Raw genomic sequence first — 17,961 nt, 5'->3', positions numbered from 1 at the left:
TACCGGACCGGCCGATGAGCATCGATCCAGCCGTGAAGCCGGTCATCGCAGTGGACGGCGCCAGCAAGACTTTCGGCGCCGTCCGTGCCCTCTCGGAGGTGAGCTTTAGCGTCGCGCGTGGCGAGTGCGTTGGCCTTGTCGGCCACAACGGCGCGGGCAAGTCGACGCTGGTCAATATCCTCAACGGCAGCCTCACCCCCGATGCCGGGACCATCCACCTCGAGGGTTTAGCCGCCGATCGATACTCGGTCGTTGCCGCTCGCGCCAGCGGGTTGCGGTGCGTGTTCCAGGAACTCTCGCTCTGCCCGAACCTGACGGTGACAGAGAACACACGGATCATGCACTCGGGTATCAAAGGCCTGGGTTGGCGGAGGAACGCCGCCGCGCTTATCCGCGCCAAGCTCGACGAGATCTTTCCGGGGCACGGCATCGACGGCGGCCAGACCGTTGCCGAGCTTTCGATCGCAGAGCGGCAGATGGTGGAGATCGCCACCGCATTCTCCCAATCCGATCACGCCGTGCGGCTGGTGATCCTCGACGAGCCGACGTCATCGCTCGACTCGAGCCTGGCGGCCCAGCTCCTCGCCTACATCCGGCGCTTCGTTGCCGAAGGCGGCTCGGTTGTGCTGATCTCGCACATCCTTAGCGAAATCCTCACAACCGCCGACCGCATCGTGGTGATGAAGGACGGCCAGGTCGTCGCGTCCGGGCCGGCGGCGGAGTTCTCGGTCGATACGCTCGTTGGCGCGATGGGCAGCGTTGTGCGCGCACGCGATGCCCGCAGAGTTTTCGAGGCTGGGGCAGAGGGCGGACCGGTGCTGCAACAGCGGGCGCTCGGCAATGCCGAGGCGATGGATTTTGTAGCCTATCGCGGCGAGATACTCGGGCTTGCGGGCCTGGGTGGTCACGGGCAGACGCGCACGCTGGTGTCCCTGTTCATGAATGCGGGCGGCGATTGGCGGGGGCGGCGTCAGACGAAAATCGCCTTCGTTGCCGGCGATCGGCACGTGGATGGCAACCTGCCGCTGTGGAGCACTCTCAAGAACCTGACGCTGACGCTGTTGCCCGACCTCACACGCCTGGGTCTCATCGATCGCCGCAAGGAGGCGAGCGTTGCCGGCAATTGGCGGGAGCGGATGGAAATCCGCACCAATGACCTCGGCAACCCGATCCTGTCGCTCTCAGGCGGCAATCAGCAGAAGGTTCTGTTCGCGCGGGCGCTGGCCACCACCGCCCCGGTGGTTCTGATGGACGATCCGATGCGTGGCGTCGACATCGGCACTAAGCAGGAGGTCTATCACATGCTGCGGGTGGAGGCCGACAAGGGCCGCACCTTTGTGTGGTATTCGACCGAGATGGACGAGGTCTGCCAGTGCGACCGCGTCTATGTGTTCCGCGAGGGCCGCATCGTTGCCGAGCTCACGGGTGAGGATGTGACAGAAGAACGCGTACTCGCCGCCTCCTTTGCCGGGGGTGCTGCATGACCTGGCTGACCGCCGAGCGCTGGCGTCTCCTCGTGCCCGCCGTCTCGCTTACCGTCCTGCTCATCGCCGTGTTCTGGCTGCAGCCGCGAACGATGAGCTACACCGGGCTTAACCTGCTCTTCAATTTGGCAGTGCCAATCGCGCTCGCAACCATTGCGCAGATGCTGATCATGATGGTCAACGGGCTCGATCTGTCGATGGGCACCTTCGTCAGCTTCGTCGCCTGCGTCACGGCGACCTTCCTGCAAACGGATCCGCTGGTCGGAGCGCTGATCCTTTTTGGCTGCATCGCCATTTACGGGGCGCTGGGCGTTGTGATTTACCTGCGCAACCTGCCTGCGATCGTGGTCACGCTCGGTATGAGCTTTGTTTGGGGAGGCCTGGCCGTACTGCTGCTGCCCACGCCCGGCGGGGCGGCGCCCGAGTGGATCCGCTGGGTCATGACCTCGAAGCCACCGTTCGTGCCGATGGCAATCGTTGCCAGCGTTATTATTGCGGCCGCTGCTCACTGGCTGGTGATGCGGTCAAGCTTCGGCGTGGTGCTCCGCGGTGTCGGCGGCAACGAACGAACGGTTGAGCGCGCCGGTTGGTCGGTGTTGCGCGCTCGCGCCACCGCCTATGCCATGGCGGGTTTTTTTGCCGTGCTCTCGGGCATGTCGTTGGTAGGTCTGACCACCTCCGCCGACGCCAACATCGCGCTGCGCTACACGCTCCTTTCCATTGCGGGGGTGATCCTGGGGGGAGGGGAGTTCGTCGGGGGGCGGGTCTCGCCGATCGGCGCCGTCATCGGGGCACTGACTCTGACCCTGGCGGCATCCTTCCTGTCGTTCCTCAGGATATCACCCGACTGGCAGATCGGCGCGCAGGGCGCGATCCTGATCATCGTGCTGGCTCTGCGTCTGGTCCTCACCCGGCGCGAAGCGCGGGTGGCTCACTGATGGCCGCCATCAAGGCCATGCTGGCCAAACCCTGGATCTGGTCGTTCGTGGCTGCCGCCGGCGTCTGGATGGTCACGATCCTCTTCACCGCCGGCGCCTCGACCCTCGGCCTCACCCAGGCGGCACTGACCTTTGCGGCCTTCTCGATCATCGTGGGGCTGGGGCAGATGTTCGTCATTACGCTCGGGCCCGGTAATGTCGACCTCTCCATCCCCTCGACCATGACGCTGGCGGGTACCGTGGCGCTCAAGCTCATGGACACCAATAATGGCCTCATCGCGGTCGGCATTCTCGTCACTCTCGCCGTTGGCGTGACCGTCGGCATCGGCAATTACACCCTGATCAAACTCTTACGCATCCCGCCCATTATCGCGACGCTTTCCTCGAGCTTCATCATCCAGTCGACCGCGATCTGGTACAACCGCGGTATTCGTATCAAGCCGCCGCGGGTGCTCGCCGAATTCACGACGGCCAGCACCCTCGGCATCCCCAATGTCGCCTGGCTTGCGTTGGCAATATCGATCGTCGCCTGGGTCTTGCTCGAGCGCGGCATTTATGGGCGCTGGGTGTCGGCCATCGGCCAGAACATGCGCGCTGCGCGTCTGGCCGGCGTGCCCGTCGATGGCGTTCGTGTTGCAACCTACGTGCTTTGCGCCGTGCTCGCGGCGCTCGCTGGGTTCCTCCTCAGCTGCTTTTCGGGCGGCGCCGCGCTCAACATGGGTGCGGAGTATCTGCTCACGTCCATTGCGGTCGTGGTCATTGGCGGCACGGCCGTCGCCGGGGGCTTCGCCAACGTCCCCGGCATCTGGGGCGCGTCGCTGTTCCTGTTCCTGGTCGTGTCGATGCTCAATACCTACGGTGCCAGCGCCGGTGTCCGCCTGTTTCTCACCGGCGTTATCATCATCGCCGTGATCATCGCGGCAAGCCGCAGACTGGGAGAAGGCAGCAGCACCAGCTGAGGAGCCATCTGACCATGGGGGGACATCGTGGATCGGTCGCATGCTGATGCCAATCGGGCCAATTGGGACGAACGCGCGGACATCCATTACCGCGACGAAACCGGCTTTTACCGCATCGACGACGTGGTCGCGGGACGGCCTGTCCTAACCGCCATCGAAAGGCGTGAGTTGCCCGCGTTGGACGGCAAGAGTGTTGCCCACTTTCAGTGCCATATCGGCACCGACACCCTGTCGGTGAAACTGTTGGGCGCCGCTTCGGTCACCGGTCTTGATTTTTCGGGTCGCGCGCTCATCCGCGCCAGGGACCTGGCACGCCGGGCCGGGCTCGAGGCGCGCTTCGTCGAGGGCAGCGTCTACGACGCCGTCGCTCTTCTCGGCGAGAGCTACGATCTCGTCTTCACCAGTTGGGGAACGATCACCTGGCTCGACGATCTCCGCGCATGGGCGAGTGCCGTTGCCGGTGTGCTACGTCCCGGCGGGCAGTTCTATTTCGCCGACTCACACCCTGTCGCGCACCTCTTCGAGGATGCCCCGGATGGCGGCATCGAACTCCACTTCGACTACCGGGCGGCTCGAGGGGCACCCGTCAGCAATGACGTCGAGGTCACCTATACCGGCTCGCCGGAGAAACTCCGCAACATCAGGACGTATGAGTGGCAGCATTCCCTCGGTGATGTGCTCAATGCTCTTGTTGGCGCGGGCCTCGTAATCGACTTCGTCCACGAGCACGATGAAATCCCCTGGATGATGTTCTCCAACATGGTGCCCGGCAGGGACAAGGGTATGTTCAGATTGCCGGACGGTCACGTGCGCTTGCCCATGGCATGGTCGATCATGGCGCACAAACCCTGAGACGTCGTGCCAGCCTCGAACATGGGGCATCCCTGCTCAGGCAATGACCTCTCCCAGTCGCGCACCGTCTCGGTTTGCGCGCTGGGACCAATAGTGCTCGCTCGGTGGCGTCACAGGCAGCACCCGAGACCACAAAAGCCCGCACCTCCATATCCGAGAAGACAGGTGCTCCAGGCCGCCCACCTGCGGTCCTCACCGCAGGTTGACGCCGCACTCGGTTCTAATATATCAACGCATATCAGAGTGGAGGAGTTGATATGAAGACCATCGGATTTGGTGTCGGCATGCTGCTGGCAGCGAGTTTTTCTGTTGTCGGACCGGCGGTAGCGCAATATCCCGAGCGGCCGATCACCTTGATTGCACCAGCCGGCGCGGGCGGCGGCACCGATGCCACGGCGCGCCTGTTGGCGATCGGGCTCGAGCGTGAACTGGGCCAGCCAGTCAACGTTGTGAACCAGGGCCAGGGCGGCGGCGTCGTCGGGTTCACCTCGATCGTGACAGCGGAGCCGGATGGCTACACGCTCGGCGTCATCTACAATTTCGCCCATTACAGCCCCATGGGGCAGGGCGATTTCGATGCCGAGGACATGACGCCGATCGGCCAGTTCAACTTCGACCCTGCCGGCTTCCATGTGCGCACCGATTCCGAATGGACCGACATCAATCAGGCGCTCGATGCCATCAAAGCCGACCCGGCCGCCTATGACATCGCCTGCGGCGGCGGGTGCGGCGGCTCCTGGCCGCTGGCCTTCGCCTCGCTGCTCGACGCTTACGAGGTCGACCTGTCGCAAGTGCGCATGATCTCGGGGCAGGGTGCCGCGGCGGCGCTGCAGGAGATGGTGGCCGGCGGCTTCGACGTGGTGCCGAGCTCGGTGCCCGAGGCCGGATCGCTGATCGAGTCTGGGCTGGTGCGGGGCCTCGCCGTGTTCGGCACCGAGCGGCTTGCCGCCTTCCCGGACATTCCCACGCTCGAGGAAGAAACCGGCATGGTGCTCGAGCTCGGCGCCTGGCGGGGCCTGGTCGGTCCGGCAGGCCTGCCCGATGACGTCACCGAACAACTGAAAGCTGCGCTCGAAGCGGTCTACAACGATCCTGAGTTCCAGAGCGCGATGACCGAACGCGGATTTGGCCTGCGCTGGCGCGATGCCGATGAGTTCGGTGAATTCATGGCTGAGGAAGAGACGAGCGTTCGTGAACTGGTCCGCGTTCTCGGGCTATAACGAGCGCCCGGGTCCCGCCTCATAAGGCGGGGCCCGCCGGCAGCGGCACATGGAGGAGGACGGCGATGCAACTCAGCCAACTGGCCGTCGCGGGCGGCTTCGGGCTGCTCGGTGCCACCCTGATCGTCAGTACAGCAAGCCTTGAGCCGGTGGCGCATATCGAGTTCGGGCCGGCGCTGTTCCCCACGATCGTCGGCTGGACGATGATTGTCCTGGCAGGATTTGCCGCGTTCGATGCGGTGCGTGCTCCTGCAGTCGAGGCGGGTGCGACGCAGGGCGAGCCGCGCGAGCAGCTGGACCGGCACCGGATTATCCTTTTTGCCGCCTTTGCGGCAGCGCCGGTGATCTATGTCGTCCTTGCCCCCGTTCTCGGATTCCTGCTGACCATGCCGCTGATCGTCGGCGGGCTGACGTTCCTGGCTTCGGGCAAGCCGGTGCGCTCGATCCTGCTCGGGCTGGCGCTCACGATCCTTCTGCATCTTGTCTTCTACCAGATTCTGCGCGTCACCCTGCCTTGGGGCGTCCTGACAAACTACGCGGGCGTCCTGACATGGAGGTGATCGGCCAGGCCTTCGTGCAACTGCTCTCACCTCAGGTCCTGCTCATCATGCTGGGGGCTGCGGTCTACGGCCTGACCATGGGCGCCATACCGGGACTCAGCGCCTCGATGGCGGTGGCGCTCGTCATCCCCATCGCCTTCTTTCTCGATCCCGTGCCGGCCCTCGCCGGCGTGATGACACTTGCCGCCATGGCGATCTTTGCCGGGGACCTGCCCGGCGCCCTGTTGCGTATTCCCGGTACGCCGGCATCGGCGGCCTATGTCGATGATGCCTACCTGATGGTGCGCCGGGGCCAGGGGGGACTTGCGCTCGGCCTTTGCGTGATCTGTTCGGCCATCGGCGGTGTCGTCGGCGCGCTGGTGCTCATCGGGGCGGCGCCCGCCATTGCCCGGATTGCCCTGCAGTTCTCGAGCTACGAAAAGTTCTGGCTCGCCTGCCTCGGGCTGACCGCTGCCGTCGCCGTCAGCGGGGGCAAGTGGTACAAGGGCGGGATCAGCCTGATGCTTGGTCTGGCCATCGCCCAGGTCGGTCTCGATCCGGTTTCCGGCCAGGTGCGCCTGACCTTCGGCAACGACAACCTCGTCGGCGGCCTCGCCTTCATTCCGGTGCTGATCGGCATGTTCGCCATCCCCGAGGTCCTGCGCTATGCCCTCTCGCCGGGCGAAATCTCGCCGCCGCCGGTGCAGGCACTCGGCAACCTTCTGTCCGGTGTCGGCTCGACCCTCGCCCGCCTCAAGCGCGATCTGGTGCAGGGATCGGCGGTCGGGGTGGTGGTCGGCGCCATCCCAGGTGCCGGCGCCGACATTGCCGCCTACATCTCCTATGCGATCTCGAAGCGCTTCTCCAAAATCGGCGACAAGTACGGAACCGGCGTGCCCGACGCATTGGTCGCGCCGACGACCTCGAACAATGCGGCGGTGGGTGGTGCGCTGATCCCGGCGACCGTCTTCGGGATTCCCGGTGACAGCCTGACCGCGATCATCATTGGCGTCTTCTTCCTCAAGGGCCTCAACCCCGGACCGACGGTGTTCCTCGAGAATGCGCTGCTGATCAATACCGTGTTCGTGGCGTTTCTCATCGCCAACATCATGATGGTGCCACTCGGCCTGCTGGCCACCAGCGCCTTTCAGCGGGTGATCCGTGCTCCGCGCCACATGCTGATGCCCTCGGTGCTCGCCTTCTGCATCATCGGCGCGTTCGCCGTCGAGAACACGCACTTCGCGATCATGACCATGCTGGTCCTCGGACTCGTGGCTTTCGTGATGGAGAAACATCAGTATCCTCTGGCGCCGGCCATTCTCGGGCTGGTGCTGGGACCGATGCTGGAGGAGACGTTCCTCAATTCCTTGATCCGGGCGCGCGGGAACGCGCTGGCCTTCGTCGAGCGTCCGCTCTCAATGGGGCTGGCGACGCTGACGGCCGTGATCTGCCTTGCTCCGATGGCGCTCTACATCTGGCGCAAATTCAAACCCGAGGATGTCCGGACCGCATGAGACACGTCAGTTCCGCATCCGAAAGCCTCGCCGACGCCGCGTTCCAGGTCATAGAAGAGAAGATCGTCACGCTTGAACTGGCGCCGGGGAGCCGGGTGACCGAGGCCTCGCTCGGGCAGTTGACCGGCTTTGGCCGGACACCGGTACGCGAGGCCCTGCTGCGGCTGGCACAGGGGTTCCTGATCGAGATCCTGCCACGCAACGGCATCCTGATCGCCCCGATGGACTTCGACGTCATCCTGATGACGCTGGAGGTGCGGCGCCACGTCGAGCGCCTGATCGTCGAGCGCGCGGCGCGCTATTCGGACGACCGAGACCGGCGCCGGCTGGACAGCCTGCGCGCGGCCTTCCAGGGCGCGACGGATCGCGGCGACGCGCTGGCATTCATCCGCACCGACAACATGCTGAACAAGACGCTCAACGCGGCGGCGCGTCATCCGGTGGCGGCCAAGGTTGCCCAGCCGCTGCACAGCGTCAGCCGTCGCATGGGCTTCGCGCTGGGGCGGATCGACGGCGCCGGGTTCAACGTGACCGGGCCGAAGCATCAGCGGCTGATCGAGGCAGTGGTGGCCGGCGATGTGCCGGCAAGCCTTGCCGCGTTGGACGAACTGCTCGACGCGGTCGACGAGCTGAAGCAGCTGTGCGCCGAAAAGGGCCTGGGCAATGGCCTCTGATCCAGGATCGGGTGCGCGGCGTATCGTCATCTACGGCAACGCCTTCGCCGACAGGCTCGACGCTATCGCCGAGCGGCTCGGCGACGGTTTCGAGATCGCCCACGTACCGGCCGATCTACCGCCGGAGCGGATGGCCGAGGCGTTCGCCGATGCCTTCGCCGTGATCGCGGTCAACACGGCTGAACACTTACCGCTGTCCGACGGCTTGCGTTTGTTGCAGGTGCCCGGCATCGGTTGGGACGGTGTTGACGTCGCACATGTGCCGGCCTCGGCCGAGATCGCCAATGTTGGCGGGCATGAGAGTGCGGTGGCCGAATACTGCCTGGCGCAGATGCTCGACTGGTGCCATCGGCTGCGTGCTGCCGATGCCGAGTTTCGTGCCGGATCGTGGGCGCGGTCGAGCCGGTTCGGCGGCAAGCCGCATCGTGAGCTGCGCGGCTCGACTGTCGGCATCGTCGGCTATGGCGGCATCGGGCGCGATCTGGCGCGCATGCTGCGTGCGCTCGACGTGAAGGTGGTGGCAGCCAATCGCAGTCCCTCGGCCTTCGACGATCACGTCGATGCGCGCTTCGGGCTCGATGCGGTTCCGCAGGTGCTGGCGCAGTGCGATTTCGCCGTGATCGCCGTGGCCCTGACGCCCGAGACCAAAGGGCTGATCGGTAAGGCGGCCCTGGCCGCGCTCGGGCCCGAGGGCGTGCTCGTCAACGTTGCCCGCGGACCGGTCGTCGACGAGGAAGCGCTATTTGAAGCGCTGTCGAACGGGGCGCTTGGTGGCGCGGTGATCGATGTCTGGTACCGCTATCCCGACCAGCTCGACGATGCGGACCTTGCTCCGTCGCGTTTCGACTTTGCCGGGCTGGCGAACGTCGTGATGTCGCCGCACATATCAGGATGGACCCAAGGCACCGTGTCGCGGCGCGTCGCCGTCATTGCGGAAAATCTCAGGCGCGCGGCAGTTGACGAGCCATTGATCAACGTCGTGGCCACCGGTACGCGCTCGGCGTGATTCAAAACCGGCGACCCGCTCGGGTGCGCCGCTTCAGGAGGTTAAAGAGTGTCGCTGTTGCCCAGGGGCGTCCATCCGATCATCTATGCCTTGTTTGATGCAACGGGGGATCTGGACCGGCAGGCCATGCGGCGCCAGATCGAGGTGTGCATCGCGCAGGGCGCGGTGGGCATCGTTGCGCTCGGGCTGGCGACAGAGGTGCGGTTTCTCAGCGACGACCAGCAGCGCCAGATCGTCGAATGGTGCGTCGCGGACATCGCGGGGCGCGTGCCGCTGGGCGTGACGATCTTCGGGCAGACACCCGACGATCAGATCGAACGCGTGAACCACGCGGCGGCAGCCGGCGCCGACTGGGCGGTGTTGCAGCCACCTGCCAGCGTCACCGACGAGACGGGTCTCGTTGCCGCGTTCTCGCGCGTGCTCGAGGCCTCGCCGCTGCCGGCGGCACTCCAGAACATGCCGCAGTTCCTCGGGGTGGGGCTGAGCGTCGAGGCGATCGCCGATCTTGCAGCGCGGCACAAGCGGGTCATCGGGGTCAAGCAGGAGGTTTCCGCAACGGAGACCGCCGAGCTCGTCGCGCGGCTCGCAGGGCGCGCGCAGGTGTTGTCGGGACGCGGCGGCATCGAGCTTGTCGACTGCATGACAGCCGGGGTCGCGGGGCATATCCCGGCGCCGGAATGTGCCGACTACCTCGTCGCGCTGTGGGACCACATGAGCGCCGGGCGCGAAGAAGAAGCGCGCGACGTTTATGCGCGCGTACTGCCGATGGCGACTTTCGTGCTGCAATCGCTCGAGGCGCTGACGACCTATGGCAAGCTGCTGTTTTGCCTCCGCCACGAGATCGCCTTCCACCAGCGCGCCGGGGCCATGGCGCCCACAGAGTTCGGGCTGAAGGCGCTGGAAGGCCATGCGCGCGGGCTGGGGATCGACACCTCCGGCTGGGACGCGCGACTGGCGTCGGTTCTCAAATCGTAATGTCACGACAGGGCTCACAGGAATGAAGATCACCGCGCTCCGCACCTATGCAGTCGCGCCACGCTGGCTGTTCCTCAAGGTCGAGACCGACGAAGGCATATCGGGCTGGGGCGAGCCGGTGCTCGAAGGGCATGCCGAGACGTTGGCCACGAAGATTTCCGAGCTCGCCGACTTCGTGGTCGGGCTCGATCCGCGCCGTGTCGAAGACATCTGGCAGATGCTGTATCGCAATGGCTGTTATCGCGGTGGGCCGGTGCTGATGAGCGCCATTTCGGGACTCGACATGGCGCTTTGGGACATCAAGGGCCGCGCGCTCGGGGTGCCGGTCTACGAGCTTCTCGGCGGACCAGTGCGCGACAAGGTGCGAACCTACTGCTGGATCGGAGGCGACAGGCCCGCCCAGTTGATCGAGGGCGCCCTTGCGTTACGCGACAAGGGCTACGATGCATGCAAGTTCAACATCTGCTCGGAACTGCAGATCGTCGACACCTATGCCAAGGTCGACGGCATCATAAGCACCCTCAACGACCTGCGCGAAGCGGTCGGGTCGAGCATGGACCTCGCCTTCGATTTCCACGGCCGCGTGCATGCGCCAATGGCGCGGGTGCTGCTTAGGGAACTCGAACCGCTGCGTCCGATGTTCGTGGAGGACGCCGTCGTATCAGCCATGGTCGAGACGATGGCCGACCTCGCGCGAACCACAAGCATTCCGCTTTGCATCGGCGAACGACTGCACAGCCGCTATGACTTCAAGCGCGTGTTTGAGCTGCGCGCGGCACAGGTGATCAACCCCGACACCGCCCATGTCGGCGGCATCTCCGAAATGGTCCGCATCGGCCATTGGGCGGAAGCCTATGACGTCGCCTTTGCACCCCATTGTCCGCTCGGCCCGATCGCGTTGGCGGCATCTCTGCAGGTCGATGCCATCTGCCACAATGCCTTCATCCAGGAGCAGAGCCTCGGTATCCACTACAACCATAAGGGGGATCTCGGCGACTACACCTTGCCAGGCCACGGTTTCACCTTCGAGGACGGCATGCTGGCAATCCCCAAGGGTCCCGGACTCGGCATCGAGGTCGACGAGGCGGCCGTGGCACGTGCCGCACAAACCGGCCATCGCTGGCGCGCGCCGGTCTGGAGACACAAAGACGGTTCGATTGCTGAGTGGTAAGAAGCGCCACCGGATCCGACACCCTGGGGTCAAGCGGTGACTCTTTGATCGCCCCGGGTAAGATAGCGGCTTACCGTCGATGGCGACCGATTTCGTTCAGTCCGAGTCCTGGTGGAGGCCGATGATGTTACCGGCGGGGTCGCGGAACCACGCCACCGGTTTGACCCTCGGGTCGCGGTGAATGCCCTTGGCGTCGGTTCTTGGGACGTCGTACTGCTCGAAGACCACTCCCTTGGCGATGAGTTCATCGACGGCGCTTTCGATATCGGGAGTCTTCAGGCTCAACACGGTAAATTCGGCAGGCCGGTAGTGCAGGCTCGGATAGACGACGAACCTGTGGCCGTCGGGCAGCCGCACCTCCATACCCTGGGGCACGTCGGCACCCTCGATGCCAAGCGGTACGAGGCCGACATCAAGGCCCAGGATATCGCGATAAAATGCCAGGGCGCGGGGGACATCGTCGACGGCGTAGCTGGCGGAAATGCCGGTGTAGCGCATAGGACCTCCAAGCGATGGTTCAGGCGAGAAAGTGTTCGATGGCGGGGGCGATTGCGTCAATGGACACATCATGGTGCTGGCCGGCGAGCGTTTCACGCGACGCATGGGGAATTATCGCAGCGATGGCATCGGCGGACGGATGGTTTTTGGCCGAGGATTCGCTGCCGTCGACAATCAGGGTCGGTTGCGTGATGGCTTCCCAGCGAACCGGCACGGCGAAGCTGGGGAAAGCGCTGGTGATGATGCGTCCGTCATAGGGCAGGGTGTGAGCGATGCCGGTGAGGATGTGCCAGGTGCCGCCGGTGCGGACCTTTTCGATCTCGGGTTTTGGAATGCCCATTACGGTCATGAGGAAATATTGCGAGGCGCCATCGCGGTCGCCGGCGGCAAGAAGGCGATCAAGGGTTTCGACATAATCGGGCGGCAACGGGCGAGGCGGATTTTCGAGAATGATGGCGGGTTCGTAGAGGACGAGACGGGTGATCGGCAGGCCTGCCGCAGCGGCTTCGGCGGCGAGCACCCCGCCTGACGAGAAGCCCACCAGAGCCGCCGGCCCGGTGGTGGCGAGCAGGGCGGCAAGGTCCTCGATTTCGCGCGCGACGGCATAAGGGGCCGTGTCGCCACTGGCGCCACGGCCGCGCCGGTCATAGTGCAGGACGGTGAATTTTTGCGAGAGGCGTTCGGCCAGTGCGGTCATCTTCGGTGAGATGGCGCGATAGCCGGTAGTGCCATGGACCAGGACCACTGGCGCCCCCGCGCCGATGCGATCGAAGGCGATGATGGTGCCGTCAGTGGAAATGGCTTGACTGGTCAAATGGTCGGCTCCGGCAAAATAGTGATCCCGCAGGTTAGTCCAACAAGCACATCTCGTTCCCGTCTATTAGTAGTGTTTCACAACCAGTTGCATATTAGGATCATAGATGCAGCGATGCAACCCGTTTTGGAATCGATTGATGAATAACGATCACCGCTCCGGCTGCCCGCTAAATCTTTCGCTGGAGGTGTTCGGCGACAGATGGAGCCTGCAATCCGCTCCAGCCTACGTATCACCCTCGATCATCGCCGCTATCCGCTGGGCGTCCACGCCCTGCGGCAGGGTGCCGAAGGTGCGGCCCCAGTCGCCGGAAAGGCGGGTTCGGATGAAGGCCTCGGCGGCCAGTGGATTCCCGTGGCGCAAGAGCAGGCTGGATTGGAGGAGCAAGGCCAGGACCTCGACGAAGTGGCGGGCCTCACCTTCGGAAACGCCGGAGGCATAGCGATCGAGCGTTACTGCGCAGGCCGCGTCGAAATCGCGGTTTGTGCCCTTGGCGAGGTCGAGTTCGGCCTTGAGCGCCGCCATAGCCTGCGGGGCGCGGTCGAGGGTTCGCATGACGTCGAGGCAGACGATGTTGCCCGATCCTTCCCAGATGGCATTGAGCGGTGCCTCGCGATAGAGCCAGGGCAGGGGGCTTTCCTCGACGTAGCCGGAGCCTCCGAGGCATTCCATCGCTTCGATGACCACGGCCGAACAGCGCTTGTTGGACCAGTATTTGGCGAGCGCCACGGCAATGCGGGCGAAGGCGCGTTCCGTGGGATCGGCGCCGTTGTCGAAGGCTTGGACTACGCGCAGGCCTATGGCAAGCGCGCCCAGCCAATCGAGCGTCAGGTCGGCAAGGACAGCCTGCATCAGGGGTTGGTCGATCAGGGGCTTCCCGAAAGCTGCGCGGTTGCGGGTCCACCAGGCGGCTTCGACGAGCGCGCGGCGCATCAGGCCGGCGGGGGCCATAGCGGTGTCGAGCCTTGTGTGGTGGACCATTTCGATGATGGTGGGAACGCCCCTGCCGAGCTCACCGAGTCGTTCGGCCCAGGCGCCGTGATACTCGATCTCGGCCGAGGCATTGGCGCGGTTGCCGAGCTTGTCCTTCAAACGCATCAGGTGAATGGGGTTGCGCGTGCCGTCGGGCTGCCAGCGCGGTGTCACGAAACAGGTGAGGCCCTCTGGCGTCTGCGCGAGCGTCAGGAAGGCGTCCGACATCGGCGCCGAACAGAACCATTTGTGGCCAAAGAGCCGGTAGCCGTCGCCGTCGGGCTCTGCCCTCGTGGTATTGGCACGCAGGTCCGAGCCGCCCTGCTTTTCGGTCATCGCCATGCCGATGGTGAGGCCGGACTTTTCCGATGCCGGCCGCGAGCTCGGATCGTAGCGGGCGGCGAGGGCGCCGGGACGCCAGCGCTCGGCAAGCGCGGGTGTTGCAGCAAGGGCCGGCACGGCTGCATAGGTCATGGTCATCGGGCAGCAGACGCCCGGCTCGACCTGGGTCAGCAGATAGACCATCGCCGCATGGGCGGTGTGGCCGCCGCTCTCGGTCGCGGTCCAGGGCAGGGCACTGTAGCCGGCCTCGAGGCCGAGGTGCATCAGGGCGTGGTAGGCCGGATGGAACTCGACCTCGTCGATGCGGCGGCCAGTGCGGTCGAACGTCCTGAGCTCGGGCGGGAAACGGTTGGCGGCACGGCCCTGCTCGAGGGCTTCGACGGAACCAATGCTTGCCGCAAAACTTGCCAGGTGCGCCGCATGGGCGGGGGCCAGCCGGGCGATTTCAGCGCGCAGCGGCGCGTCGCCCTCCCAGAGCGGCAGCCCGACAGGGGGCTCAGGCTGGTTCAAGACGGTAAGGGTTTCATGTTTGGCGCGAGGCTCCATGACGTCCTCCCGGCGAGGCATCTGCATTCTGCCGATGTTGATGCGGCATCGACACGATAGATTCTCGGCATTTTTCGCCATTCCCGGTCGCCTGTAAACTTCGCTTGCTTCCAGAATTTGGAGGACAGGCGAAATGTTTGCGGCAGGTGTTCATCGCGATCAATCGAGGGGGCCTGCGGGAGGTTGTCAGCGATGGTGACCTGCCCGAGCTGCGGTACCAGGAACGCCGAGGGGCACAGGTTCTGCAGCAATTGCGGGTCCCCGCTGGAGGCCGCGCGCATCGAAGGCGAGCGCAAGTTCGCAACCTTTCTATTCGCCGACGTTGCCCATTCCACGGCGATTGCCGAGCAAATGGATCCCGAGGATTGGACGTTCGTGATGAACGCGGCCTTCGGCTTCATGAACATGGCCGTCTCGCGCTATGGCGGCACGGTGTCCCGCCTGATGGGCGATGCGGTGCTCGCATTGTTCGGGGCTCCTCTCGCGCATGAAGACGATGCCGAGCGTGCAGTGCGCGCCGCACTCGAGATCCAACAGGCAGCGGATGAATATGCGCGCACCGTAAAACAGCGTTATGGGGTCGATTTCCGGATGCGCATCGGCATCCATAGCGGCACGGCCGTGCTGGCATTCGTTGGCGATGCGATCAGGACAGAATACACGGCCATGGGCGATGCCGCCAATATCGCGGCACGGCTGCAGTCAGCGGCGGAACCCGGGACGGTGCTGATCAGTGCCGAGACGCATAAGCTGGTCAGCAGCCAGTTCGAATTTCGCCCCCGCGGCTCCATCGAGATGAAAGGAAAGCAGGCACCAGTCGTTTGCTTCGAGGTTGTCGGCGTCAGCGCGGCGCCGGGGAAGATGCGCGGGCTCGAGGGGCTGGCCTCGCCGCTGGTCGGCCGCGAGAGCGAGCTCGTCCTGTTGCAGGAGAAGCTTGACGCTCTCAATGCCGGCACGGGCTCGGTGATTGCGATTCTGGGGGAGGCCGGCCTCGGCAAGTCCCGCCTGACGGCGGAATTGCGCAAGATCCACGCCTCGCGAGGCGAGGAGACGCCGGTCCAATGGTACGAAACCCGCGCGATTTCCTACGGCCAGTCGATCCCCTACTACCCCTGGCGGATGCTCGGACGACAGTTGATCGGTGCAACCGACATGGATGCAGCGCCGGCCGTGCGTGAAAAGCTTGGCCAATGGGTGGAGCGGCTCGGCCTGCCGGGCGAAGCCATTGCCTTCTACGAGACGCTGCTGGCCGTCGATACGCAAGAGAGCCGCCTGGCGCTTGAAGCCTATTCGGGCGAGCAGATGATCGAGCGGGTGGCGGCCGCCGTGACCGATGGGATCCGGGCCGCGATCGGATCGGGCGAGGCCGCGCGACCCCATGTGCTGGTGCTGGACGATCTCCACTGGTCCGACAACGCCAGCCTCGAGCTGATCGCCCAGGTGGCGGCGCTTGCCGCCTTCATGCCGCTGATGGTCGTCTGCATCCTGCGGCCGCGTCGCAAGGCCGCGAGCTGGCAGCTTGTGGATCGGCTCGATGCCAGCCTCGGCAGTGCCTTCGAGCGCATCGACCTGCAGCCGCTCGCGGCCGCCGACGCGGGCCTGCTGCTCGGCAACCTACTCGACGTGAGGGATCTGCCCGAAAGCGTGCGCAGGCAGATACTCGACCGCTCGGAAGGCAATCCGTTCTATCTCGAGGAAGTGTTGCGGTCCCTGATCGACGGAGGGCAGATCGTCGAGGAGGAAGGGCATTGGCGGGCGCGGCGCGAGATCATCGATGCCAAGATCCCCGAAACCCTGGCGGGCGTTCTCAGTTCGCGGATAGACAGGCTGCCGGAGACGACCAAACGTGTCGCGCAGACCGCTTCCGTGATCGGCCGGGCCTTCTTGCACCGCGTGCTGGAATCGGTCTGCCAGTCCGCCCCGGCGCAGGAGCGCGTCGAACATGTCGAGCCTCACCTGGCCGCGCTCTCCTACGAACAACTCGTGCGCGAGCGGACCCGCGATCCGGAGCGGGAGTATGCGTTCAAGCATGCACTGACCTGCGAGGCCGCCTACGACCTGCTGTTGAAATCGCGGCGACGCGAATTGCACGCCCGCACCGGCCAGACGCTCGAAAGCCTCTTTGCCGATCGGCGCGAGGAACTCGCTCCGATCCTGGCGCACCATTTCACCGAAGCCGAGGACTATGGGCGCGCCCTCGAATACTCGCTGCGTGCAGCCGAAAACGCCGGTAAGCTTTCGGCCGCCCATGAGGAGCTGGAGCATCGCGAGCGCACCCTGAAGCTCCTCGATCGCCTGCCCGATGCCACGCCGGAGCTCGTCATCGATGCGATCGTTTCATGGGCGATCGTGCGCAACAGGCTCAATCGTTTCGAAGGCGTCCTGGAGCAGCTGGGCAAGGCCGTGCAGATGGCGCGCGACAGAGGAGACAAGCGGCGCCTCGCGAGCGCACTCTCCTGGACCGGAAACATCCACATGGTCACCGGCTTTCCGTCGCGCAGCGTTCCGCATCTCAAGGAAGCCGAGCAACTTGCGAGCGAGCTCGGGGACGAAAAGCTTCTGCTGCTGCCGTTGTTCATAACCACGTGGTACCTTGTCGATCGTGACCCGGAGGCCGCGGAACGGGCCCTCCGGGAGGTCATCGACCTGGCGCGCAACTCCGGCATCCCGGGCGTAGAGGCACATGCGATGGCCGAGCGCGCGGTTGCGCTGTCGCGGCTCGGCGAGTTCGAGCAGGCACGCGAGCAGATCGAGGAGGCGCTGGCGGCGGAGCCACTTGCCGGCTCGGCCGTTCGCCAGGCCGATATCAACATTGCCGTGGCCATGGCCTATTATGACATGGGCGAGGTCGAAAAGGGCCTCGAGCACGCTCGCAAAGGTGGCGAGAAGGCCATGAGCGTGAACGGCTTCGAGTGCGCGTGCGCGGGATACCTGGCCCTCGGCCAGGGCTATCGATCGCAGCACGAGCTGGACAGGGCGCTCCATGAGTTCCGGCGATCCCTGAACATTGCCGAACGGGCGAGCACCACCGCCCTTGCCGGGCTTTCGACGCTTGCACGCGGTGCCCTTGCAGCGGCCGAGGTCGAGCAGGGGGCGGAGGGCGCCGTCGAGAGACTGCGCAGGGCCGTCGACGATGCCCGCGCCAGCCATGACGAATATGGCACCGCGACCCTCTCGGAGGACCTCGCGGGAGCTCTCATCAAACTCGGTCGGCGCCAGGAAGCCGCCGCGCCGCTGCAGGTCGCGATGGACTATTATGGGCAGGCCGGCATGCGGCCGTACCTCGCCCGAGCACTCGAGCTTGCAGCGACCATACACGAAGAGGCCGGCCGGGCGGACGACGCGGCACGCGCCCGCGAGAAGGCTGCGGAAGTGCGGGCTCCCCGTCCTGAGGAGGAGCGCCCTGGAGCCTCTCCCGTTCCGATCGAATTGGAACGGGAAGTTCCAGGTCTTTGAT

The 17,961-nt window shown here is 65.1% G+C and carries 15 protein-coding genes and 1 pseudogene; 13 read left to right on the top strand and 3 right to left on the bottom strand.

Annotated elements, in window-relative coordinates; genetic code table 11:
* Window positions 1–14: 14 nt before the first annotated feature.
* From QQK18_RS05665 to dgoD, 11 genes are all read left to right on the top strand, one after another.
* Window positions 15–1,484 (top strand): ATP-binding cassette domain-containing protein, encoded by a 1,470-nt coding sequence (locus tag QQK18_RS05665; protein WP_284339333.1) that lies wholly within the window; start codon window positions 15–17, stop codon window positions 1,482–1,484.
* Window positions 1,481–2,422: an ABC transporter permease gene (locus QQK18_RS05660; RefSeq protein WP_284339332.1), complete on the top strand. Its 942-nt coding sequence runs from the start codon at window positions 1,481–1,483 to the stop codon at window positions 2,420–2,422. The genes QQK18_RS05665 and QQK18_RS05660 overlap by 4 nt, the downstream gene beginning before the upstream one ends.
* Window positions 2,422–3,381, top strand: coding sequence for an ABC transporter permease (locus QQK18_RS05655; protein WP_284339331.1), 960 nt, complete (start codon window positions 2,422–2,424; stop codon window positions 3,379–3,381). The genes QQK18_RS05660 and QQK18_RS05655 overlap by 1 nt, the downstream gene beginning before the upstream one ends.
* A gap of 27 nt (window positions 3,382–3,408) precedes the next feature.
* On the top strand, window positions 3,409–4,233 hold the full coding sequence (locus QQK18_RS05650; RefSeq protein ID WP_284339330.1) for a class I SAM-dependent methyltransferase: 825 nt from the start codon (window positions 3,409–3,411) through the stop codon (window positions 4,231–4,233).
* 257 nt (window positions 4,234–4,490) lie between these two features.
* Window positions 4,491–5,453 (top strand): Bug family tripartite tricarboxylate transporter substrate binding protein, encoded by a 963-nt coding sequence (locus tag QQK18_RS05645; protein WP_284339329.1) that lies wholly within the window; start codon window positions 4,491–4,493, stop codon window positions 5,451–5,453.
* A gap of 65 nt (window positions 5,454–5,518) precedes the next feature.
* The gene (locus QQK18_RS05640; protein ID WP_284339328.1) at window positions 5,519–6,013 is read left to right on the top strand and encodes a tripartite tricarboxylate transporter TctB family protein; all 495 of its coding nucleotides are present in this window, start codon (window positions 5,519–5,521) and stop codon (window positions 6,011–6,013) included.
* Window positions 6,004–7,506, top strand: a complete 1,503-nt coding sequence (locus QQK18_RS05635; RefSeq protein WP_284339327.1) for a tripartite tricarboxylate transporter permease — start codon at window positions 6,004–6,006, stop codon at window positions 7,504–7,506. Before QQK18_RS05640 ends, QQK18_RS05635 begins: the two co-directional genes overlap by 10 nt.
* Complete coding sequence (locus tag QQK18_RS05630) at window positions 7,503–8,180, top strand: GntR family transcriptional regulator (RefSeq protein ID WP_284339326.1); 678 nt, start codon at window positions 7,503–7,505, stop codon at window positions 8,178–8,180. Before QQK18_RS05635 ends, QQK18_RS05630 begins: the two co-directional genes overlap by 4 nt.
* Window positions 8,170–9,186: an NAD(P)-dependent oxidoreductase gene (locus QQK18_RS05625; protein ID WP_284339324.1), complete on the top strand. Its 1,017-nt coding sequence runs from the start codon at window positions 8,170–8,172 to the stop codon at window positions 9,184–9,186. Before QQK18_RS05630 ends, QQK18_RS05625 begins: the two co-directional genes overlap by 11 nt.
* A 48-nt stretch (window positions 9,187–9,234) precedes the next feature.
* On the top strand, window positions 9,235–10,161 hold the full coding sequence (locus QQK18_RS05620) for a dihydrodipicolinate synthase family protein (protein ID WP_284339323.1): 927 nt from the start codon (window positions 9,235–9,237) through the stop codon (window positions 10,159–10,161).
* Window positions 10,162–10,183: 22 nt separating this feature from the next.
* Complete coding sequence (dgoD, locus tag QQK18_RS05615; protein WP_284339322.1) at window positions 10,184–11,332, top strand: galactonate dehydratase; 1,149 nt, start codon at window positions 10,184–10,186, stop codon at window positions 11,330–11,332.
* Window positions 11,333–11,428: 96 nt separating this feature from the next.
* On the opposite strand, the gene QQK18_RS05610 is transcribed toward dgoD, so the two are convergent.
* Both QQK18_RS05610 and QQK18_RS05605 read right to left on the bottom strand, forming a co-directional pair.
* Window positions 11,429–11,830, bottom strand: a complete 402-nt coding sequence (locus QQK18_RS05610) for a VOC family protein (RefSeq protein WP_284339321.1) — start codon at window positions 11,828–11,830, stop codon at window positions 11,429–11,431.
* A gap of 19 nt (window positions 11,831–11,849) precedes the next feature.
* Window positions 11,850–12,644, bottom strand: coding sequence for an alpha/beta fold hydrolase (locus QQK18_RS05605; RefSeq protein WP_284339320.1), 795 nt, complete (start codon window positions 12,642–12,644; stop codon window positions 11,850–11,852).
* Between the two features lie 139 nt (window positions 12,645–12,783).
* On the opposite strand from QQK18_RS05605, the pseudogene QQK18_RS27505 reads away from it, so the two are divergent.
* Window positions 12,784–12,855: pseudogene (locus tag QQK18_RS27505) on the top strand (winged helix-turn-helix transcriptional regulator); the annotation flags it as partial.
* Window positions 12,856–12,869: 14 nt separating this feature from the next.
* On the opposite strand, the gene QQK18_RS05600 reads toward QQK18_RS27505, so the two are convergent.
* Window positions 12,870–14,504: an acyl-CoA dehydrogenase family protein gene (locus QQK18_RS05600; protein ID WP_284339319.1), complete on the bottom strand. Its 1,635-nt coding sequence runs from the start codon at window positions 14,502–14,504 to the stop codon at window positions 12,870–12,872.
* A gap of 192 nt (window positions 14,505–14,696) precedes the next feature.
* On the opposite strand from QQK18_RS05600, the gene QQK18_RS05595 reads away from it, so the two are divergent.
* On the top strand, window positions 14,697–17,960 hold the full coding sequence (locus QQK18_RS05595; RefSeq protein ID WP_284339318.1) for an adenylate/guanylate cyclase domain-containing protein: 3,264 nt from the start codon (window positions 14,697–14,699) through the stop codon (window positions 17,958–17,960).
* The last annotated feature ends 1 nt before the right edge of the window (window position 17,961 follow it).

The sequence above is a fragment of the Devosia nitrariae genome (assembly GCF_030160115.1).
Classification (GTDB): Bacteria; Pseudomonadota; Alphaproteobacteria; order Rhizobiales; family Devosiaceae; genus Devosia; species Devosia nitrariae.
This window is presented reverse-complemented; position numbering and strand designations above follow the sequence as displayed.